The following is a 20,995-nucleotide window of genomic DNA, read 5'->3' as shown; positions in this document are numbered from 1 at the left end:
ACGCGCGGACCGCCCCGGTCCCCTCCGGCAAACAGATTACTTCTTCGGCGAGAAGATGTCTGTCAGATAATCCTGAGTATTGGGGATGCGTTCCAGCGCCGGGTAGCGCAGGCCGCCGTGGTAGTCGAGGCTGACCGTGCGGTAGCGGTCGAAATCCTTGACCAGCAATTTGATCGGCGCCTTGTCGGTCTTGGCCGCCTTGATCGCATCCGAGAGCGCGTCCTTGCTGTATTCGCCATCGTTCACCGCGACAATCGTGGCACCGGTGCCGATGCCGGCATTGAAGGCCGGGCTGTCCCAGCGCGTGTCGCCGACCTTGCCATCCTTGTCCAGCATCAGGCCGATGGAATAGACGAAGTCGCCACCACCGCCACCGCCGCGACGACCGCCGGCCTTGGCGGCGGCGTTCGGCTCATCCTTGTAGACCAGCTTCCAGCCGGTGGACTCGATGGTGTTGGCGAACGGCACGCGGCCATCGAGGCGATCACGCAGGTAGCTGGCCCAGTCGTAGGGCACGACGCCGTTGAGCGTGCCGACCACGTCCTCGAACTTGTAGGTGTTCTGCTTGCGCCATTCGCCATCGTTGACGCCGAAGAACGCCTTGGCGAAATCATCCAGCGACTTCTGGTTGTTGGTCTTCTGGCGGATGATCGCGTCGGCGCCCAACCAGATCAGCTGGCCGGCGGAGTAGTAGTCCTCGCTCATCTGCCAGCCGCGATACGGCTTGGGACGACGCTGGGCGATGGTCGGATCGTTGGTGGTGTCCTGCACACTGCGCCATTGCAGGCCGGGACGGTTGTCCTGATAGGTGGCGACGACCATGGCGAGGGTGTCGCGCGAGCGATCCATCGGGCGCAGGCCGGAACGCGCGGCCAGCACGTTGCCCCAGTACTGGGTCTGGCCTTCGTACACCCACAGCAACGAATCCTGCATCGGCGTATTGAGGTTCGGCACCCACAGGTCGGCGCCGCGACGGTACTTGCCGTTCCACGAGTGGGTGTATTCGTGCGGCAACAGATCATAGCTGCCGTCCTTTTCGTTCCAGTCCTTGAAGTAGGCGGTATCGACGCCGTTCTCGCTGGAGCGCTGGTGTTCGAGGCCGTTGCCGGTCAATTGGTTCGACAGCGAGAACAGCAGGTTGTAGTGATCGTAGTGCTGGGCGCCGTAGAGCTTGAGCGCCTGGCGCACCAGTTCCTTGTGCTGGTCGAGATGCTTGGGCTTGGCGATCAGCTGGTCGGGCTCGTCGGCGACCACGCTGAGATGCACAGGCACCTTGCTGCCTTCCGGCGTCAGGTCGTAGTCCTTGGCGTAACGACCGGCGAACACCGGCGAATCGACGAGGATGTCGAACGGTTCCTGCTTGTAGGTGACGACGTCGCCGGCACGCGAGGCGACATCGAGCGCGGTGAACGCCGTCCAGCCGGTCGGGTAGCGCACCTTGGCCACGAACGGAATGCGTGCGCCGTAGTAACCGGCCGGATACAACAGCACGGTGTTCCACTTCAGGTTGAGCAACTTCGGCGTCATCTGCGCGCCGCCTTCGGCACTGCTGGTCGCCGACAGGAACTGGTATTCGGCAGTCACGCTGGAAACGCCGGCCGGCACTTCGACATTGAAGGCATAGACGTTGGCGGGATCGCGCTTCCAGGCCAGGCGCTTGCCATTGGCGGTGAACACGAAGCCCGCCATCTTGTCGATCGGGCCGCTCGGGCTGTGCTGGCCGGGGATCCACTGCGGATACAGCAGCGTCAACGTGCCCGGGCTGGCCGGGATGGTTTCCTTCACCCGGAAGATGCGCTGGGCGAGATCGGTGGCATCGACTTCGATGGTCACCGGGCCGCCGGGGAAATCGACGTCCTTCGGTTCGGGAACCTGTGCCTGGGCGAGGGCGGACGCGAGTGCAAGGGGGAGGATGGCGAGGGCGGGCAGGCTGCGGCGCAACATGATGGGCGGGCTCCGGTGGATAACCGTCCCATCCTACGCAGCGGCCAGCGCCGCACCCGTGCCGGAAGTCACCTCCCGATCGCGTGGATCGATCAGGGCGGGAGGACTTCCTGTGGCGCGGCCACCGGCAATTCCTCGACTGCCGCTACGGGCGTGCCGCGCATGCTCTTCCACGCCACCACCAACGCCAGCGCAACCAGCAGCGCCGCCAGCAGGAAGGGCGAACCGGGGATCTGCAGCGGCGTCTTCGGATCGATGAAGTGGGCGAACACGCCGGTGAACAGCAGCGGCCCGATCATCCCGGCGACGCTCTGCAACGACGCCAGCGCACCCTGCAAGCGCCCCTGTTCGTGCGGATCGACCTGGCGCGTCATCACCGATTGCACCACCGGTCCGGCCATGCCCATCAACGCACCGAGCGGCATCAGCGCAAGGAAGACCCAGCCGTGCGAGGTCAGGCCATAGCCGGTGAGCGCGATCAGCCCGCACAAGGTGCCGACCAAGAGCGCGCGGCGTTCCCCCAGTTTCTTGATGATCTTGCCGACCAGGAAACCCTGCACCACCGCGGTGAGCACGCCGACCAGCCCCAGCACGTAGCCGACCTGCTGTTCACCCCAATGGAAGCGGTAATCGACATTGAGCACGAAGGTGCTGTTGTAGGCGAATTGCGCCAGCGCAAACAGGAACACCACCCACGCCATGGTGAACACTTGCGGATAGCGCTTGAGCAGCATCAGCGAACCGACCGGATTCGCGCGCTTCCAGTCGGTGGCGACGCGACGATCCTTCGGCAGCGATTCCGGCAACACCAACAGGCCGTAGCAGAAGTTGGCCAGCGAAAGGACCGCCGCGCCCCAGAACGGCACGCGCGGTCCCCAGTGCGACAACGTGCTGCCCAATGCTGGGCCAATGATGAAACCGAGCCCGAACGCCGCACCCATCATTCCGAAAGCTGCGGCGCGTTTCTCGAACGGCGTGACATCGGCGATGTAGGCATTCGCGGTGCTGAAGCTGGCCGAGGTGATGCCGGAAATGATCCGTCCGATGAACAGCAACGGCAACGTGTTCACCAGCGCCATCAGGATGAAGTCGAGGCCAAGGCCGAGGTTCGACAACAGGATGATCGGACGGCGGCCGAAGTGGTCGGACAGCGCGCCCTGCACCGGCGTGAACACGAATTGCATCACCATGAAGGCGGTGCCGAACCAGCCGCTCCAGCGCGTGGCTTCGATGAAGCTGCCACCGGCCATGTCCTTGATGATGTGCGGCAGCACCGGGATGATCACGCCGATCGCCAGCACATCGAGCATGACGGTGATGAAGATGAAGGCAACGGCGGCGCGACGCACCTGCGGCAGTGGGGTGATGTCCATTCGGGATCTCAGTGGTGCAGCGCGTCGGCAGCGAGCATCAACGCATGCTCGCGGATATCGTCGGGCCAGCCGACCATGTGTTGTTCGAGCGCGGCGACATCCTGCGCGAACAGCGCGCGGGTGGCGTCCTCGAAGCCGGGCAGATCGCCGGCCATCGCATGCATGAAGCGATAGGCCGCTTCCTGGCAGCCGCGGGCGCGATCCGACTCGGCGTTGCGGCGGCGCGCGTCTTCCACCAGTTTGCGCAGCGCCACCGAGGCCCCACCGGGTTGCGCGTTCAACCATTGCCAATGGCGCGGCAGCAGCGTGACTTCGCGCGCGGTCACGCCCAAACGCGGGCGACCACGGCCGCGACGGATCGGCGTTTCATCCTGCGGCGGGGTGATCGGCGCGTCGCCACTGAGGCGTTGCATCAGGTCGGACATGTTGCCGCGCAAATCCAGCTCGATCTGGCTGCCATCGCGATCATCGAAGACCAGCAGCCGGGCTTCTGCGCGCGCATCCACGGCCTGTTTGGCCTTGATCGCGACATGGCGCAACTCGCCGGCGGCGACGCGCTGGCCGTCAACGAAAGCGGTGCAACGGGTGTGGAGGTTCCAGGACATCAGGCGGGATCTTGGAAAGATACGCCATCATTTTATACCCGGATCAAAATGTCAAGGAGAGGCGCTCCCCTCAGCGCCTCTCCCCGGCATCCCCCCGTTTTGGCTGCCCCCGCCCTGGTCTTCCTCTACTTCAAGCAGGGTGTCGTCCAGGGCTGCCTGGATCCCCACCTTGCACAAGGTGTACAGCGTCTTGGCCTCGAGTACGCCGTGGCCCCTGATGATCAAGCGGACTTCGCCCATGTCGGACTTGAACAGCCGGTTGATCGTCATCTGCAACGCACGCGCAGATTCAATGGGATCGACCACGCTCATGACAAGTTTCGCAACGCCGCTGCTTTCGATTTCGGCATTGTCCGGAGGTTTCAGGGAGTTGGCTTCCGGCCCGGACGAACACCGGGTTCGCGTTTCGCGAACAGAGCCAGAGGGAGGCGAACCTCCCTCTGGTCCGGATCGCCGAGGACAGCGATCTGGGTCTGCCCGGCAGGGAGGATGCGGGCGACACGCAAGCCGGAGTCGCGGCTTGGCCAGCACGATGTTGGGATCTCGCCGTGTTCGCGGCTAGGTGGCCAGGAAGGACCCGGTGTTCGCGCAATGCGAACGCCTGGCATCAGCCGCAACGCATCAATCGGACGCGTCAATCGGGATCCGCGATCATCGCCTCGTCCGCTGGAAACGCCTCGCGCAGGAATGCCAGCAACAGCTGCACTTTCCTCGAGGTCCGGCGACTGCGCGGATACAGGATCGAGATCCGCCCCGGTGGGAGTTCGGCATCGGCCAAGACACGCTGCAGCCGCCCGGCGGAGAGATCTTCGGCCACCACCGATTCCGGCGCCAGGAGAATGCCGAGTCCTTCGCGGACGGCAGACACCAGTTGCCGGCGATCGCTGCTGCGCAGGTGTTCCCGCGTCCGCAGTGGCAGCCACTGGCCATGTTCGCGATGACTCCAGCCGATCGCCTTGCCGTCACCATCGACCAGCGCGTCATGGTCGGCCATCTCCGCAGGCATGCGTGGCATGCCGCGGCGCTGAAGGTAGTCGGGACTGGCGCAGAGGACGTTGGCGAATTCGAACAAGGTGCGGGCGATGAGATCGGGGCCGGACGGTTCGCCCGGCTGCAGCGCGACGTCGAAATCGCCGTCGTCGAGCCGGCCCGACTCCGGTGTTTCCACCTGCAGCACGATGTCGGGATATTGCGCGGCGAAGCGATTGAGGACTGCCGCGATCGACGCTTCGTGGAACGAACGCGCCATGGCGACCTTCAGGGTCCCGGCCACGATGTCGTTGAACCCGGAAACGAATTCGCTCGACGAGTGGATCGCTTCGAGGATGCGTACGCACTTGGCGTAATACACCGCGCCGACTTCGGTCGCGCGCGCGCCGCGCGTTCCGCGCTCGAGCAGGATCGCGCCCAGTTCCGTTTCCAGATCGACAAGACGCCGGCTCACCACTGATTTCGTGGTGTTCAGGCGCGTGGCGGCAGCGGTCAGGCTGCCCGCCTCGACCACGGCAACGAAGGTTGCCATGCCGTCAATCTGGATCATCCACTCCCCTCGTCGTCATGCCAGCAACGCATCCAGCGCTTCCCGCAAGGCATCGTCCCCGATCGCATCCGTCACGCGGACGATGCCGCGATCGTATGCCCAACCGTCGCGCTCCCCTGCGCGTCCGCCGTGCTCGACCAGCATCATCGTGGCGATGCCGGACGCGGTCAACTCATGTCCTGCGTCGACCACGATCGCGCGCAAATCGCCGCCACGCTGGAATGCCGCGATCCTGCCCGCGGACTGCGTTTCGATGGCGGGGATGCCCTTGGCCTGCAAGGCGGCAACGACACGCGCCGCCAGCACGCGATCATCGAGGGCAACCGCCACCACGCGCGCATCGAAATCGCGCGGTGCGCCGCCATCGGAATCCAGGCCGACGCCTTTCGCCGAAGTCGACACCGGAACGCGGATCCACAGCAGGTTGCCGCCCTGCACGCGTTCGACCAGTTCCACTTTCGCTTGCAGTCGCTGCAGCAACGCCTGGCTGGCGGCCAGCAACAAGTTGCCATGCGCATTGGAATGCAACAGATCGACGGTGGTGACCAGTTCGCCGAAGCGCTCCGCCGACAATCCGTCCGGCTCGGCTTCGAGTTCGATTTCGAGGCTGCCATCCTTCGCCAGCAGGGCGATCCGCAACTCGCCATGATCCATGCCATCCAGCGCGTGCACGGTCAGGTTGACCAGCAGCCGCCGCAATGCGAGGTCGTCCACTTCGATCAATGCCGGCGTCTCGGGGACGCGCAATTCGAGATGGATGCCGCGCATGCCGGCCTGCAGCGCGAACGAGTCCTGCAGGAATCCGGCGAGGCCGTCGAGGCTGATCATGCCGCGCTGCTCCCTGCCCGTCGCCAGTTCTCCCAAGCCGATCAGCGCATTCGCCGACAACGCATCCAGGCGCATCACCGCGTGCTGCATCGCTGCCGCCGAAGCCAGCGCGGTTGGATCGCCTTGCACCCGGCGCGCCAGCAGTTGCACATGGCCGGACAGCAACAGCAACGCCTCGCGCATCTCCGTCGACACCATTTCGAGCAGGCCGGCGCCTTGCCGGAACACGCGATCGCCCTGCGCGATATCGCCTTCGCGGGCGTGCATCCTGGCTGCCGATTTCGGCATCCGCTGCTGCTCGAGTTCGGCTTCATGATCGAGTTGCTGGCGCGCGCGCAACGACTGCATCGCCGCGGAGACATCGCGCAGGACGAAATGCCGGGATTCGTCCTCGAAAAAAATGTTGATGTCGGCGTAACGGTTTTCCGACAGTTCGACCGCACCCAGCCGCTCGGGCAGGCCACCTTCCCCGTACGTCAGCGCGTACAGCCGGGCGACCACCGTGTCCACGCTGTCGTCACCACCGATGAAGGTGGCGAGATCACCCACGATGTCGATGATCCCGCCGTCGCCATCCAGCGTGACCACGATCGGCAATGCGGTGTCGCGACGCTGCGCGGCGGCGGTCGCCGTCTGTTGCCGTTTCGCATTCAAGGCAGCAGTTCCCGCGCGAGTGCCGCGAATGCCTCCTCCACGCCGGTCGCGGTCTTGGCACTGGCGGTGAAGGTCGGCAATTGCGCCTGCAATTCGCGGATCCGGTCCTGCGAAATGGCCCAGGCATCGGCGAGATCGGACTTGTTGAGCATCAGCACGACCGGCACTTCACGACCCAACAGCCGCCACGCCTGTTCGCGCAGTTCCAGTGCCGTGTCCACCGTGTCTTCGCGGGTGCCGTCGGCCACCAGCAGGATGCCTTGCGCGCCCATCACGTAGTTGCTGCGCAACTGGTCGAGCGTGTTGGCGCCGGCGATATCCCACAGCACCATGCGCAGATGCAAGTCATCGTCGATCGCCATCGCCTTGCTGTCGACGCGCACGCCGACCGTGGTCAGGTAGGTGTCCGAGAAGGTGTTGCGCACGCTGCGCGCCACCGTGCTGGTCTTGCCGACGGCGAAATCGCCAAGAAGAATGATCTTGCGGGAAATCGACTTCATGGCTTCGCCGGGAAAGGTTCGACCGCGAGCGAGGTCGCGCGCGTGCTGGAACCGGGCAGGATGTAGATGGCGGACTGATCGATGGTGATCGTCGATGGCGACTTCAGCGCCTTCAGCGCGCGTGACGCCAGCCATTCCGAACGTTGCTGGCGCAGGCTCCGATTCTGCTCGTAACTGCCGGCCTCATCGGTGAATCCGGACGCCTTGAAGCGGAACGCGATCCCGCGCGGCTGCCCTTCGGCGACCAGTGTGTCGATGTCGTGCATCAACCCGGCGACGGTCTGCTCCGTGCCGCTGTCGGGCTGCGCGGTGCCGCTGCCGAAGGTGATCGCGGCGGATTCGATTCGCCGGATCAGCGCATCGATCTTCGGCTTGCCCGGATAGCCAAGACCGCTGCTGTCGAGGCGCGCCGAATCCAATTGCAGCGCATCCGGTCGCGTCGCCGCGTACCAGCGCGGGAACGGCACTTCACCGCGCAGGCGGACGATCCCTTCGGATTGCGTGTATTCCACGTTGGCCTCGTTCAAACCCAGTCGCCCGGCAACGCGGCGGCGGATGATGGCCGGTTCGAGCGAGGCATACGGTCGCATGTGCCAGGTGACGCCGACGTCACCGGCATGCGCGGCCATCCACGTCTTCACGCCTTCGGCCTGTGGATCCATCAGCCCGTCGATCACCAGCCGGTTGCGATGACCATCATCCCAACCGGTGATCACCAGCCCCGGTTCGGCGGCCAGATGATCGTGCAACGCCGACGATCGTGCATGCCAACGCAATTGCAGCAAGGCATAGATGAGCGCCGCGATGACGAGTACGGCCAGCACGATGTAGACGATCCGGCGCTGGCCTTGCCGCGACACGGTCGGGGTTTCGTGGCGGGGATTGAGCGCATCGAGTTGCGCCTGCTCGAGCAGCGGATGTTCGGGATCTCCCGCCTGGCCATTCGCCGTCAGTTCGCTGCCATGGTGCGCGTGCAGCGCTTCGTTGGCTTCGTCGAGGCGCACGCCGAAGCGTTGCTCGGGCATGCCGCGGACGAAGGCGACCAGGCGCGCCTGCGGGCCTTCGCTGACGGCTAGGTGGTAGCCGCCCACCATCGCCGAACCGATGCCGCCATCGCGACCATCGACCGACACCGAATCGCGGACGAACTGGTTGATCGCGGTGAACATCCCGGCGACCGCGTCGGCGTCGAGTTCCGGCAGGCCCTTCGCGGTGACATGGCCAAGCAGCAGGCCGCTGCCCGGCTCGATCAGGAACAGGTGTTCGACCTGGTAGCGCGTGGTCTGGCGCAACACCACCCAGGCATAGGGAATGCCGCTGCGCCACGCTTCGAAGCGCCAGCGCAGCGCGCGCAGGCTGAAGGTTTCGCGCATCGAGCGGTCGAAACCGTCGGCCATCTCGCTCAATGCTTCGGCGATGGAACGGCGGATCGCCGGGCCGATCACCGGATAGACGGCGTTGACCACCGTTTCCGGCTTGCGCCGCACCGCCAGTTCCAGCGAGCCTGCGGTCGCTTCGGCCAGTGCGTCGCCCAAGCGTGTGCGCTGTCCGCCGTGGACGTTGCGCTCGATGTCTTCGGCGAGGCGATCGGGGACCGTGGCGAATTCCGCCGCCGTCTCGCCCAGCTTTTCCTCGAGCGCATCGAGGCGGCTGCTCTCCGCATCGACCAGCAGATGGCGCAGGCGGTCGTATTCGCCGCTCATCGCGGGGGCCTCAGCCGTGTCCGGCGCCGTCCTGCGCACCACGCAGGCGCAACGCCAGTTCCGCCATCATGTCGGCCATGTCCTCGCGGGCGAGTTTTTCATCGCCGAGGCGACGATGGCCAGAGGCGAACTGGTCCTTCGCGCCCTGCAATGCCTGCGTCAGCTGTTGTTCCAGCTGCGCCATCGCTTCGCGCAGGCGCGCTTCGCTGGAGACGGCATCGTCCTCGTGGCGCTGCAACGCCGCGGTGATTTCGTTCGATTGGGTGCGCAGGGACTGGCCGAAGCGGGTATCGACGTCTTCCAGGGCGCCAGTACGGGCGGCGGATTCCTGCCGCAACTGGCCCTGCAGGCGTTCGATCTGCGCGGCCTGGCGCGCCTCGAGTTCGGCGACGCGCTTCTGGCCATCGGCGAGGATGCGCGCGGATTCGGCTTCGAAGCGATCGTGGAGCTCGCCCAGGCGGCGCTCGAAATCGCGGACCACGCTGCCGAACATCAGCTCGCGGATCTGCTCCATCTTGTGCTCGCCGGGCGGGCTGGTGGCGCCAGTGGCGACGTCGGCCACGGTGTCCGGGGCTTGCTTTCCATTCTTCTTGCCGGTCATTGCGCTATCCCCTGCGATTCAAGCGGTGCCGGCAGATACTGGCAGAGGCGTGCGGGCCGGACAAGCGATTTTCCCGCGCTCTGTGAACTCGGTTCGTCCCATTCAGCGCCGGCCGGGCTGGATGAAGCCGAGGAATTCGTTGCGGGTGCGGGCGTCTTCACGGAAGGTACCGAGCATGCTCGAGGTCATCATGCTGACACCGCGCTTGTGGATGCCGCGGGTGGTCATGCATTCGTGCGCGCCTTCCACCACCACCGCAACGCCCTGTGGACGCAGCGCGCGCTGGATGCACTGGGCGATCTGCGCGGTCATTTTTTCCTGCACCTGGAAGCGCCGTGCGTAGGCCTCGACCACGCGCGCCAGTTTGCTGATGCCGACCACGCGACCTTTCGGCAGGTAGCCGACATGGACGCGACCGATGATCGGCGCCATGTGATGTTCGCAATGGCTTTCGTATTCGATGTCGCGCAACACGATCATTTCGTCGTAGCCCTCGACTTCCTCGAAGGTGCGCTGCAGGTAATCGTCGGGATCGATGGCGTAGCCGCTGAACCAGTCGCCGTAGGCCTTGACCACGCGCTTGGGCGTATCGAGCAGGCCCTCGCGGGTCGGATCGTCGCCGGCCCAACGCAGCAGGGTGCGCACGGCGGCTTCGGCATCATTGCGACTGACGCCGTTGCGGCGGTCGGGGGAGTCGGGTTCGTCCATGGCGGAATGGTAGCGCGGCAGGACGATGCGGCGTGATCGTCACCCCAACGATCAATCACCCCAGCCGCCAGCCCAGCCCCGTTACCCGGCTGGCCTGTCGCGACAGCGCGGCCACGATCACGTCCGCGCTACCAGCGATGTGCAGCGTGTTGCGGGCGCGGGTGATCGCGGTATAGAGGAGTTCGCGACTGAGGACGCGACTGTCGCTGCGTGGCAGTTGCAGCCAGATGTCATCGAATTCGCTGCCTTGTGCCTTGTGCACGGTCATGGCGAAGGCGGATTCGTGCGCGGGCAACGCGGCGGGATGGAAGGCGCGCACGCCGTCACGACCGGCGAACCACACCAACGGGGCGCCATGTTCGTCCGCCAGGCAGATGCCGACGTCGCCGTTGAACAACTGATGGCGCTCGCTGTTTTCGGTGATGAGCAGCAGGCGGCCGGGAAACCACGCTGGCGGCGTGCCGATGCGGCGACCGGACAGTTGCGCGGCGATGCGCGTGTTGAGGCCACGCGCCCCTTGCGGACCCTCGCGCAAGGCCGTCAGCAGACGCAAATGGCCGGCCAGTTCCAGCGCGACGGCCGGATCGGAGCACGAGGCCAGTGCGCGCCAGTGCGTCAGCAACGCCGGCTGCGCCTGCAGCGGATCGTCGACGTTTTCGTGGAAGTGGACGTTCGACAGCGTGCCGCCGCGGAGCAGGGCCAGAGCTGCCAGCGCGTCGCCATCGCGCACGGCTTCGGCCAGTGGCGCGAGCTGCAAGGCATCGCTTTGCCGCCAGCCGCGCAACAAGTGCACGCGGCTGCCGCGCAGGGAGCGCGGCGATGCTTCGTCGTCCTGTGTTTGCAAGCCATCGCCGGCCGCGCCGAGGATCGCTGCCAGCACGTCGCCGGCTTCCACCGACGGCAGCTGGTCGGCATCGCCGAGCAAAATCAGTTGCGCACCAGCGGCGATCGCTTCGACCAGTTTGCACATCAGCGGCAGGTCGACCATCGACGCTTCGTCCACCACCACGATGTCGCACGGCAGGGGATTACCGGCATCGTGGCGGAAACGCGGCGAGCCGCGCACGGGCCCGAGCAACCGATGCAGGGTGCTGGCACCGGAAGGCAACGCCGCGAGCAGGTCGGCATCGATGCCGGCTGCCGCCATCTGTTGCGCGGCGCGCTGCACGCTTTCCGCCATGCGTTCGGCGGCGCGACCGGTGGGCGCGGCCAGGGCGATGCGCGGCACTGGTTTGCCGGCATGGATCGCCGCGGCGATGCGCAGGACCAACAATCGCGCGATGGCGGTGGTCTTGCCGGTACCGGGGCCGCCGGTGATCAGCACCAGCGCGCGCTGCAACGCCAGTGCAGCGGCGCGCGCTTGGCGATCATCGTCATGCGTATCGGGGAACAGCGTTTCGAACAGAGATTGGGCAGCGGCATGGTCGCTTCCCATCGGCTGCGCCGCGATGCGTTGCAAGCCCGACGCCAACCGGCGTTCGTATTCGCGATACCGGCGCAGGTAGAGCAGGCCGTGTTCGAGCACCAGCGGCGTGGCGGCGGATTCCGTGTCGGCATGCTCGGGCACGGCGACGAAGCGCGATGCCTCCAATGCCTGCAACCAGGTTGCGGCATCCGGCCACGGCAGATCGATGTCGACGACTTGTCGCGGTTGCGCCGGATCGAACGCGGCATGGCCCTGCGCAACCGCGAGTGATGCCAATGCAGCGGCGGCCAATACGGTATCGGGCGTGGCTGGATCGAGCCGGCGCAGGCTTTGCGCCAAGGCATCGTCGAGGGTGCGCAAGGCTCCGCTTTGCTGCAGGGCGCGCAACAGGCTCATGCGGCGACTCCCGTGACGACATGGCCGAACAACGCATCGAGCGCATGCACCAGTTCCGGCGAGAAACGTTGCGCATGGATGCCGGGCGAATCGCTGCGCGTGGCATCGAGGCCACGACAGAACAGATAGCGGATGCCGCCGAAATCGCGGGCGTAGTCGTACTCATCGCCGAGGCGGAAACGCAGCCAGCGATGCAATGCCAGCGTGTAGATCAATGCCTGCAAGTCGTACTCGCTGTGCGCCATCGCCCGTTGCAAGGCAGGCGCGTCATACGTTGGCAGGCGGTTGGATTTGTAGTCGAGCACGTACCACTTGCCATCGACGTGGTAGGTGAGATCGATCAAGCCCGTCATCAGCCCTTCCAGTCGCTGGCGCAGGCCGAAGCCGTGGCGATCGCGCACCACGCCGTGGCCGTGCAGCAGTTCCAGCAACGCATCGATCTGCACCGGCTGCAGCGCGAACTGGAATTCGATTTCCGCACGTCGCGCGCCCGCCGGCACATCGCACAGGCGCACGCCTTCCGGCAAGCCAACTGTGAGCGTGTTGCCGATCAGTTGCGCGGTCAACACGACGCCATCCTCCAGCACATCGGCGCCATAGCCCTCTTCGCGCAAGGCTTTGGCGATGATGTCTGCTTCGCCATCCGGCGCGCCATCACCCGCACTCCAGCCCTGCCACCTTGCGAAATCGGTATGCTCCAACGCCGCATGCAGCGCCACGCCGTAGCGGTTGCCGGCAAAACGCGGATCGAATTGGCCATCGTCAACAGTGTCTTCCACCGCATCGGGTTCGTCGTTGCCACCACCGGCCGGGAGTGTCGATGCACTGCTGGCATCGCCGCCGTCGGCTTTCGCCAACTGGCTGAAACTGTAGACCCACCAGTCGTTCGACAGGGGCCGCGTGGCCACTCGCGCTGGGGGCACCGTGGTATCGGTCGCGGGCGACAAACGCGGCAGGTCAGGTGACGGCGAACGTGCATCGAAGACGATGCCGGCGCTGGCCGCGAACGCCGCCGGATCACGCAGCATCTTCGCCAGTGCGGTCTTGTCATGGTTGTAGAACATGCCGCTGGCGATCCACAGCGCATGTTCGGCACGAGTGAGACCGACATAGAGCAGGCGCGCGTCCTCCGCGGATTGTTCTTCCTTCCATTCGTCGCTGGCGACCTGCCATTGCGCTTCCGGAAGATCGAACTTCCAGTGCAGACGCCGGCAGCCTTCTTCATCGTGCGCCACGCAATGGCGACCGGGCGAAGATCCCCTGCGCCCGATACCGGCGAAAGGCAGGAACACCAGCGGGTATTCCAGCCCCTTGCTCTTGTGCAGGGTAACGATCTGCACGCGGCGCGCGTCGGATTCCAGGCGCAGCAATTGCGTTTCGTCTTCGCTATCGGCGCTGGCGATGCGACGTTCGAGCCAATCGACCAATCCGTGCAAGCCCAGTGCCTGTCGCTGCGCTTCCTGCAGCAGCTCGGCGAGTTGCAGGTAGTTGCTGAGGCGGCGTTCGCCGTCGAACAAGCCAAGCAGGTGTTCGCCATGGCGCGCGCAGAGATCACAGACCAGCGCGAGGATGCCGGCGCGATTCCAGCGTTCGCGCCACGCCTGTGCCTCCTGTTGCCACGCATGGCTGGCGACGACATCGTGGTCCAGTTTTTCGATCGCCGCTGCATCTGCGCCAACCAGCACGGTGGCCAGCGCCGCGCGCAGACGGCCATCGTCGCCGGTGTGCAGCAATGCCAGCAGCAGCGCGTGGAGTTCGCGTGCTTCGGCGGTGGCGAACAGACTTTGTTTGCCGGCAGCGACCGCCGGAATGCCGACCATGGCCAGCGCTTGCTGGATCATCGTGGCTTCGCGATGCGAGCGCACCAGCACAGCGATGTCACCGGGCTGCACCGCGCGCATGCCGTTCTTGTCTTTCAACGTCGCCTTGCCGATGCGTGCATCCGTCAACACGGCGTGGATCGCGGCCACGCAGGCATCGGTAGCGCGTTCACGCGAGGCGTCGGCGCTCCATGGCTTCGGTTTGCCTTTGGCGTCGAATTCCCCGGTCTGCGGGGCTTGCCAGACGGTCAATGCCGGCGCGGATTCGCCATCGCGCAGGAAATCCTCGTTGCTGCGGGAGCCACCCGGCTCGACCGGATGGAAGCGGATCTCGGGTTTTTCGCAAACGAAATTACTTACATTGCCGTATAACGTCGCGATGGCGGCCAGCAGCGCAGGCCGCGAACGAAAGTTGTGCGATAACAACGGCGCTTCGGCGGCGGTGTCGCGGGCGACGAGGTAGGCGTGCACGTCGCCGCCACGGAAGCCGTAGATCGCCTGCTTTGGATCGCCGATCAGGAACAACGCGGGTGCGCCGCTGCCGGCGCCGAAGACGTGATTGAAGATCGCCCATTGCCGTGCGTCGGTATCCTGGAATTCATCCACCAGCGCGACCTGGTATTGCGCGCGCAGTCGCGCTGCGAGCACATCGCCATCGCTGCCGGCGAGGGCATCGGCAACACCGTCGATCAGATCGTCATAGGTCTGCACGCGGCGCTGCTGCTTGAGGGTCGCCATGCGCGCATGGGTGTCGGCGCGGAGGCGATGGAGCAAAGCGACGCGACGGCGGGCGACGTATTCGCGCTGCATTCGCAGTGCTTCGAGATAAGGCGCAATCGCCGCGAACAACGGCGATTCCGGCGTCTTTCCGGTCTGCGCCTTGTTGGTTTTCGCCAGCAGCGCCTCGTGTTGCAGGTTGGCGAGCTTGTCGTGTTCGAACGGAGTGTCGCCATCACCGGATTCCGACCACTGTTTCGCCGCATCGAACAACGCGTGGATCCAATCAGGTTTGTAGCTTTGGGCGTTGAGGACTTTTCCATCGAGCGCCGACAATAGTGCCATGCGGAAATCTTCGCCATGGGCGCGGAACGCTTGCGCCAGCGCTTCGCTGGTCTCGCGCAATGCCGGCGCAGGATCCGCGGGCAGCGGCAAGTCCGGCGGCAGCAACACCGGCTCACGCATCAGCGCCGACAGGTCTTTCGCCAATGCCTCATGACCCTGGCCCCACAACGCGAACAGATCATCGACGGACGCGGCATCGATGGCGTGCGCGCGCCACAGGTCGGCGGCGACTTCGCTACGCAGGTCGCGATCATTGGCCAGCAATTCCGGGGCGGCAAAGGCGCGCCCGGTTTCCACTGCATGTTCGCGCAATACGCGCATGCAGAAGCCGTGGATGGTGAAGATGGCGGCGAGATCGGATTCCAGCACGGCCTGGCGCAGGCGTCGGCGCAGGGCGTCGCGACTTTCATCTCCCCGCGCCAGATGCACGTCGAGGATGTGCCGCGTCAGCGTCGTCTCTTGCGTCTCGTCGCCCGTGGCCGCTGCGTCCAGCACCTCGAGCGCGAGTTGCAGGCGTTCGCGGATGCGCTTGCGCAATTCCTGCGTCGCCGCTTCGGTGAAGGTCACCGCCAGCACTTCGCCGATGCGCAGGCCGCGCTCGACCACCAGTCGGGTCGCCAGCGTGGCCAGGGTGAAGGTCTTGCCGGTGCCGGCGCTGGCTTCGATCAGGCGAACGCCAGTCAACGGAAGATCGAGATACGGATCGCGCGCTTCGATGTTCATTCGCCATCCTCAGCATCATCGCGCTGCGGAAGTTCGATTTCGCCGATGCCGTCGATCTCGATGGGCACGGCATGGCCGCGCGTCACCGCACCGAAGATCTTGCCGCTCACTGCGGCGAAATCGCGCAAGCTGTCGGCATCGGCGAAAGGACCGCGACCACGGAGCGCAAGGCGCAAGGCCGCGTCATCGCCTTCGGCCCAGCCGCGCGCGCTGCCATGCCATTTTTCCGCAGCTTTTTTCACACCTTGCGCGACCTTTCCGGCGGTTGCCAGCTTGAACAATTCCCACGCGCTGTACGGCGCGAACGGCAATGGCTGGCGCAGTCCGTCGTCGCGAAGCACCAGCAATGCGCGCAAGGCATCGCGTGCCGCTTCGCGACCGATCGACGGACGCGTATGCGGCCCGATGCCGTCATCGCCATCATCGAACAATTCGTCGAACGGCAGCTCCACGCCAGCCGCTTCCGCCAACAACCAATCGAGTCCGTGGCGAATCGCCGCCGGACCATTCATCTCGCCGAAGCGCAGCCGCATCAGTCCCTGCGGCCATGCGTCGGTGATGCGGCCATGCAGGCGCACGCCATCGATCTCGGTTTCCAACGACAAGGTGCTGGCGACGGCAGTTCCACGCCAGTGACCGAACGCCCGCGCGTACGGATCGATTTCCGCCACCAACTCGTCCAGCACGTGTCGCCCCGGCGCACCCGACGGCAACAGGCCGCGCGCGCGCAGCGATCCTTGCAGTGCCGATGGAGTCGCGCCGCCGACCAATCCGTCGAACACCGCGCGCTGCAGGCGACTGCGTTGCAATCCGCGTCCCGGCGCCTGCAAGGGTTCGACGTCTTCGCCGGCTGCTTCGATTTCGGGCAAGCGCAGATGCAGGCGTTGGCGCAGGAACGTTCCTGTCGGATCGAGCAGGAAACCGCGCAATGCGCCCAGTGACAACTCGGTACGGTCTTCCGGCGGTGGCGCGAATGCAGCAGCCGCATCCATCCATGGAGCGACGCGCGTCCGTGGGCCCGACAGCGAGGTCGCCGCCGGTCGCCAACCGCCGCGATAGCTGAAGAAACGCGGATCGTCGGCGCCAAACGCAGCGGGCGAAAACGGTTGCAGCGAATGCCGCAGCACCAGCTGCTTCGCCGCCTGCTGTGGTCGCGCGTGGTACGCACTCGCCGCCGCAAGCAATTCCGTCACCAGCACCGAGGGTTCGCGCACGCTGCCATCGCGCGGATCGGCGCCAAGCCAGCTCAGATAGAACACGTCCTGCGCCGCGGCAAACAATTGCAGAAAGAGGAAGCGATCGTCGTCGCGGGTGGAACGATCACCGCGGCGCCGCTTGCCGCTGCCGAGTTCGGCGGTGAGGCGGTTGAGGCCAGCGGCGGGATCACGGCGCGGGAAATCGCCGTCGTTCATGCCCAGCAGGCAGATCACGCGAAACGGCAGCAGGCGCATCGGCACCATCCGCGCGAAACTGACGCCGCCGGTGAGCAACGGCGCGCGGGTATCGGCTGCGGACAACTCCGCCGTGAAATGCGCGCGCACGACTTCCCCGGCAATCGGAGCGGTGAATCCGGCACGTTCGGCATCCTCCGCGAAGGCATTGATCGTCGTGCGCAGGCGATCCAGCGCGCGCTGTCCCTGCACGGTCGCGGGCGAGCGTGGCAGCAAGGCGTCGAGCAGCGCCAGCAAACGCTCGCGCCACTGCGCCGGCGACATCGCCTCGCCGAACAGGCGCTGGTGCCGGGCGAGCACGCGCAGCAGGCGCAACACCGCATCAAGTGCGGCCAGTGCACTGCCTTCGAGGTTGGTCCACGGCGCGACACCGGCGCTGCTTTCACCAGTGCTGCTCTCACCAGTGATGAAGTCCTCGCTGTCACTGGCATGACCCAGCAACAGGCGATCCAGCGCGAACTGCCAGGTGTAGGCGTCATCGTTCGGCGCACCATGGTGCGTGCGGTGCGCGGCATCGATACCCCAGCGCACGCCGGCATCCTGCAACCACGCATGCAGGCGTTCGAAATCGTCGGCATCCAGACCGGAGGCTTCGGCCAGCGGCGCACTCGCCAGCAGGTCCAGCGTTTCCTCCAGACCGAAACGCGAGACCGGCAATGCCAGCAGGCGCAGGAAAACTTCGGCCAGCGGTTCTTCCACCAGCGGACTGGCATCGGCCACGGTGTAGGGAATCGGATCGCCAGCGCCATGGCTGCCGAAGACCGCATCGAGGTGCGGCACGTAGGGATCGATGTCCGGTGCCAACACCGCGATCTCGCGCGGTTGCAGCGGCGGATCGAAACGTTTGTCCTCCAGCAAGGCGCGCAAACGGTCGTGCAACACCTGCAATTCTCGCAGTCGTGTGTGGCAGGCGTGGAATTGCAGGCTGGGATCATCGCCGGCGATGCGTACGCCATCGTCGTCCACCGTCGCGGCGCGACGATGGAACAGATCGCCCTGCATCCGCCGCAGCAGGCTGCCGCGCAGCTCGCCGCCGCCCAGTGCCGGATCGGCATGCGCGAAAAATTCCGCGGACGGATGCACCACCTCGCCACTGCCGAGCAAGGCCATGAAATCGCGTCCGGCCGCGCCCCAATCGCGCAGCAACGGATTCTCGTCGCCATCGGCGAACGGCGCCTCGCCCGCGTGCAGGCGTGCGCCGAGCGATTGCAGATCTCCCCAATATTCCGCGCTGGGCGTCGGCAGGTAGAAATGCAGGGTCCCGACCCGCGCCTGCGTGGCAATCACCCGCAACACGTCGGGCGAGACGTTGAGAGTGGCGAAGACGAATAGCCGTGACGGCAACCCGGCAGGCAGCGCATCGCCAGCGGTGTAACGCGCGAGATAGTCCTGGATGCGTCGTGCCCGATGCGAACGGCCAGCCGCGACCGCGCGCCACAGCAGCGCCTGCGGATCGGCGGGATCGGCGCCGTCTTCCCAGCGCAGCAACCAGTCACGACGCCACGCCTGGTATTTCTCGAAGACGTTGGCCAGTTCGCCAGCCAAGGCCCAGCGCTTCACCGCGTCGCCGTCGGCCAGATAGGTGGAGAGTTGCGCCATCGCCGGCTGCGCCAGCAAGGCCGGATCGCCCAGTGCCGCGTACAGACGCCAATGCAGCGTCGCCGCATCGAGATCGTCAGCGCTCTTGCCGAGATTGGCATCGAGGGCGCGCGCGACGAATTCGCCCGGGGTGAGGAATTCCAGATTGGCGCTGATGCCATGCCGCTGCGCCAGGGTCGCCTGCAACCAACGCCGCATCGCCGCCTGCGGGATCAGGATGATGTCCGGGGTCAGCAGTGACTGGCCGGCGGCTGGCGTCCGCAACCTATCCGCCAGCAACCCCGCCAGCACGTCGAGCGCATTCGATTGGTAGAGGCGGAAGTCGGGCGCGGCGGGGTGATTCATCGTTGCCGGCATTGTGCCGGAGCCAAATCGCATTGACTGAGATCGCCGGCTCCGATCATGGCCATCTGTTGCACATGCGCCACCCACATCATCATTGCGCAGTATTGGCGGGGCTCCATTCAGCTTGCCCCACGCACTCTGTGCAGGTATTCGGGGAAGAAGTGTCCATACGTTTGCGCGAGCCTGTCGCCCCTGCCGTCCAACTGACCGACCTGCGCCTGGTGCGCGGCGGACGCGTGGTGCTGGGTGATGTGAACCTCAGCGTTGCGCGCGGCAGCATCACCGCCGTGCTCGGCCCGTCCGGCAGCGGCAAATCGACCTTGCTCTCCGCGCTCACCGGCGAACTGCTGCCGAGCGGCGGTTCGGTTGAACTGTTCGGCCAGCCGTTGCCGCGCGATCGGCGTGCGCTGCTGGAACTGCGCAAGCAGGTCGGCGTGCTGTTGCAGGGCAATGGCCTGCTCACCGATCTCACGGCCGCCGAAAACGTGGCTCTGCCATTGCGCGCGCATACCGACCTGCCGGACGCGGTGATCGATCGTCTGGTGGCGATGAAGCTGCACGCGGTCGGCCTGCGCCATGCCGCCGATCTCTATCCGCGCGAACTGTCGGGCGGCATGGCGCGTCGTGTTGCGCTGGCGCGCGCGCTGGCGCTCGATCCACCACTGATGATCTACGACGAACCGCTGACCGGCCTTGATCCGATCGCGTCGGGCGTGATCATGAGCCTGATCGCCCGCCTCAACGCCACGCTCGGCCTGACCAGCATCATCGTCAGCCACCATGTGCACGAAACCCTGCCGATCACCGACCAGGCGGTGGTGATCGCCGATGGCCGCATCGTCTTCACCGGCTCACCGGCGGAATTGCAAGCCAGCCACGATGCCTTCGTCCGCCAGTTCCTCGACGGCGCGCCGGACGGGCCAATTCCCTTCGATGCCGCGGCGCGGCCGGTGGCCACATGACACCCGTGACCGACATCCTGCGATCGCTCGGACAGGCCGGACTGTTCTCGCTCAGCGTGCTGCGCGCGTCGTTTCCGCCGACCCGCGACATGGCCGCGGAGTTCGTTCGCGAGGTCTACAAGATCGGCGCGCGTTCGTTGCCGATCATCCTGGTTGGTGGCGCCTTCGTCGGTCTCTCGGTGACGCTGCTCGGCTATCGCGCACTCGATACCTACGGCGCCAGCAACCAGGTCAGCGCGATGCTCGGCCTCGGGCTGTATCGCGAACTGGCTCCGGTGCTCACCGCGCTGCTGTTCATCGGTCGCGCCGGTTCGTCGATCGCCGCCGAACTCGGCTTGATGCGCGCCACCGACCAGATCACCGCGCTCGGCCTGATGGCGATCGATCCGGTGGCGAAAGTCGTGGTGCCGCGCTTCTGGGCGGCGGTGCTGGCGGTGCCGCTGCTGGTCGCGTTCTTCTGCTCTGCCGCGATCGCCGCCGGCTGGTTCGAATCGGTGCACGTGATCGGCCTCGATGCCGGCACCTTCTGGCAAGTGATGAAGGATGCGGTGGACGTGCAACACGACTTCCTGCCGGCCTTCCTCAAGGCCGCGGTGTTCGGCGCGATCGCCGCACTGGTGTCGTCTTACGTCGGCTTCCACGCCGAACCGACCATCGAGGGCACTTCGGTGGCGACCACCCGCGCGGTGGTCAACGCCTCGCTGCTGGTCCTGATGTTCAACTTCGTCCTTTCGGCGCTGATGTTCCGATGAACG

At 65.8% G+C, this 20,995-nt stretch carries 15 protein-coding genes; 2 read left to right on the top strand and 13 right to left on the bottom strand.

From position 1 onward, the window contains the following. Nucleotides 1-36: 36 nt before the first annotated feature. From Lysil_RS02220 to recC, 13 genes are all read right to left on the bottom strand, one after another. A complete protein-coding gene (locus Lysil_RS02220) occupies nt 37-1,944 on the bottom strand; it encodes a M61 family metallopeptidase (protein ID WP_103073937.1) in 1,908 nt (635 codons plus the stop codon). 92 nt (nt 1,945-2,036) lie between these two features. Next, nucleotides 2,037-3,317, bottom strand: a complete 1,281-nt coding sequence (locus Lysil_RS02215; RefSeq protein ID WP_103073936.1) for a TCR/Tet family MFS transporter — start codon at nt 3,315-3,317, stop codon at nt 2,037-2,039. Between the two features lie 8 nt (nt 3,318-3,325). Further along, on the bottom strand, nt 3,326-3,922 hold the full coding sequence (locus Lysil_RS02210; RefSeq protein ID WP_205756841.1) for a DUF2239 family protein: 597 nt from the start codon (nt 3,920-3,922) through the stop codon (nt 3,326-3,328). A gap of 51 nt (nt 3,923-3,973) precedes the next feature. After that, nucleotides 3,974-4,234, bottom strand: coding sequence for a hypothetical protein (locus Lysil_RS02205; RefSeq protein WP_103073934.1), 261 nt, complete (start codon nt 4,232-4,234; stop codon nt 3,974-3,976). A 322-nt stretch (nt 4,235-4,556) separates the two neighbouring features. After that, entirely contained in the window at nt 4,557-5,444 is an 888-nt protein-coding gene (locus Lysil_RS02200; RefSeq protein ID WP_165782352.1) for a LysR family transcriptional regulator, read from the bottom strand. A 33-nt stretch (nt 5,445-5,477) separates the two neighbouring features. Continuing rightward, the gene (locus tag Lysil_RS02195; RefSeq protein WP_103073932.1) at nt 5,478-6,944 is read right to left on the bottom strand and encodes a sensor histidine kinase; all 1,467 of its coding nucleotides are present in this window, start codon (nt 6,942-6,944) and stop codon (nt 5,478-5,480) included. Beyond that, a complete protein-coding gene (locus Lysil_RS02190) occupies nt 6,941-7,444 on the bottom strand; it encodes a Rab family GTPase (protein ID WP_165782351.1) in 504 nt (167 codons plus the stop codon). The genes Lysil_RS02195 and Lysil_RS02190 overlap by 4 nt, the downstream gene beginning before the upstream one ends. Then, a complete protein-coding gene (locus tag Lysil_RS13340) occupies nt 7,441-9,147 on the bottom strand; it encodes a hypothetical protein (protein ID WP_165782350.1) in 1,707 nt (568 codons plus the stop codon). Before Lysil_RS13340 ends, Lysil_RS02190 begins: the two co-directional genes overlap by 4 nt. Before the next feature lie 10 nt (nt 9,148-9,157). Next, nucleotides 9,158-9,748 carry a hypothetical protein gene (locus Lysil_RS02185; RefSeq protein ID WP_103073930.1) on the bottom strand — a complete coding sequence of 197 codons (591 nt, stop codon included), beginning with the start codon at nt 9,746-9,748 and terminating at the stop codon, nt 9,158-9,160. 102 nt (nt 9,749-9,850) lie between these two features. Continuing rightward, nucleotides 9,851-10,456: a GTP cyclohydrolase I FolE gene (gene folE / locus Lysil_RS02180; protein WP_103073929.1), complete on the bottom strand. Its 606-nt coding sequence runs from the start codon at nt 10,454-10,456 to the stop codon at nt 9,851-9,853. Nucleotides 10,457-10,511: 55 nt separating this feature from the next. Continuing rightward, the gene (gene recD, locus Lysil_RS02175) at nt 10,512-12,278 is read right to left on the bottom strand and encodes an exodeoxyribonuclease V subunit alpha (protein ID WP_103073928.1); all 1,767 of its coding nucleotides are present in this window, start codon (nt 12,276-12,278) and stop codon (nt 10,512-10,514) included. Further along, the gene (recB, locus tag Lysil_RS02170; protein ID WP_103073927.1) at nt 12,275-15,883 is read right to left on the bottom strand and encodes an exodeoxyribonuclease V subunit beta; all 3,609 of its coding nucleotides are present in this window, start codon (nt 15,881-15,883) and stop codon (nt 12,275-12,277) included. Before recB ends, recD begins: the two co-directional genes overlap by 4 nt. Continuing rightward, the gene (gene recC, locus Lysil_RS02165) at nt 15,880-19,278 is read right to left on the bottom strand and encodes an exodeoxyribonuclease V subunit gamma (protein ID WP_103074933.1); all 3,399 of its coding nucleotides are present in this window, start codon (nt 19,276-19,278) and stop codon (nt 15,880-15,882) included. Before recC ends, recB begins: the two co-directional genes overlap by 4 nt. A 173-nt stretch (nt 19,279-19,451) precedes the next feature. On the opposite strand from recC, the gene Lysil_RS02160 reads away from it, so the two are divergent. Together Lysil_RS02160 and Lysil_RS02155 are read left to right on the top strand one after the other, a co-directional pair. Further along, on the top strand, nt 19,452-20,240 hold the full coding sequence (locus Lysil_RS02160) for an ABC transporter ATP-binding protein (RefSeq protein WP_240600269.1): 789 nt from the start codon (nt 19,452-19,454) through the stop codon (nt 20,238-20,240). After that, complete coding sequence (locus tag Lysil_RS02155) at nt 20,237-20,992, top strand: MlaE family lipid ABC transporter permease subunit (protein ID WP_103073926.1); 756 nt, start codon at nt 20,237-20,239, stop codon at nt 20,990-20,992. Before Lysil_RS02160 ends, Lysil_RS02155 begins: the two co-directional genes overlap by 4 nt. Nucleotides 20,993-20,995 lie beyond the last annotated feature (3 nt).

The sequence above is a fragment of the Solilutibacter silvestris genome (genome assembly GCF_002895945.1).
Taxonomy (GTDB): Bacteria; Pseudomonadota; Gammaproteobacteria; order Xanthomonadales; family Xanthomonadaceae; genus Solilutibacter; species Solilutibacter silvestris.
Note: the sequence above shows the minus strand (reverse complement) of the source record. Positions and strands in the feature narration are given on the sequence as shown.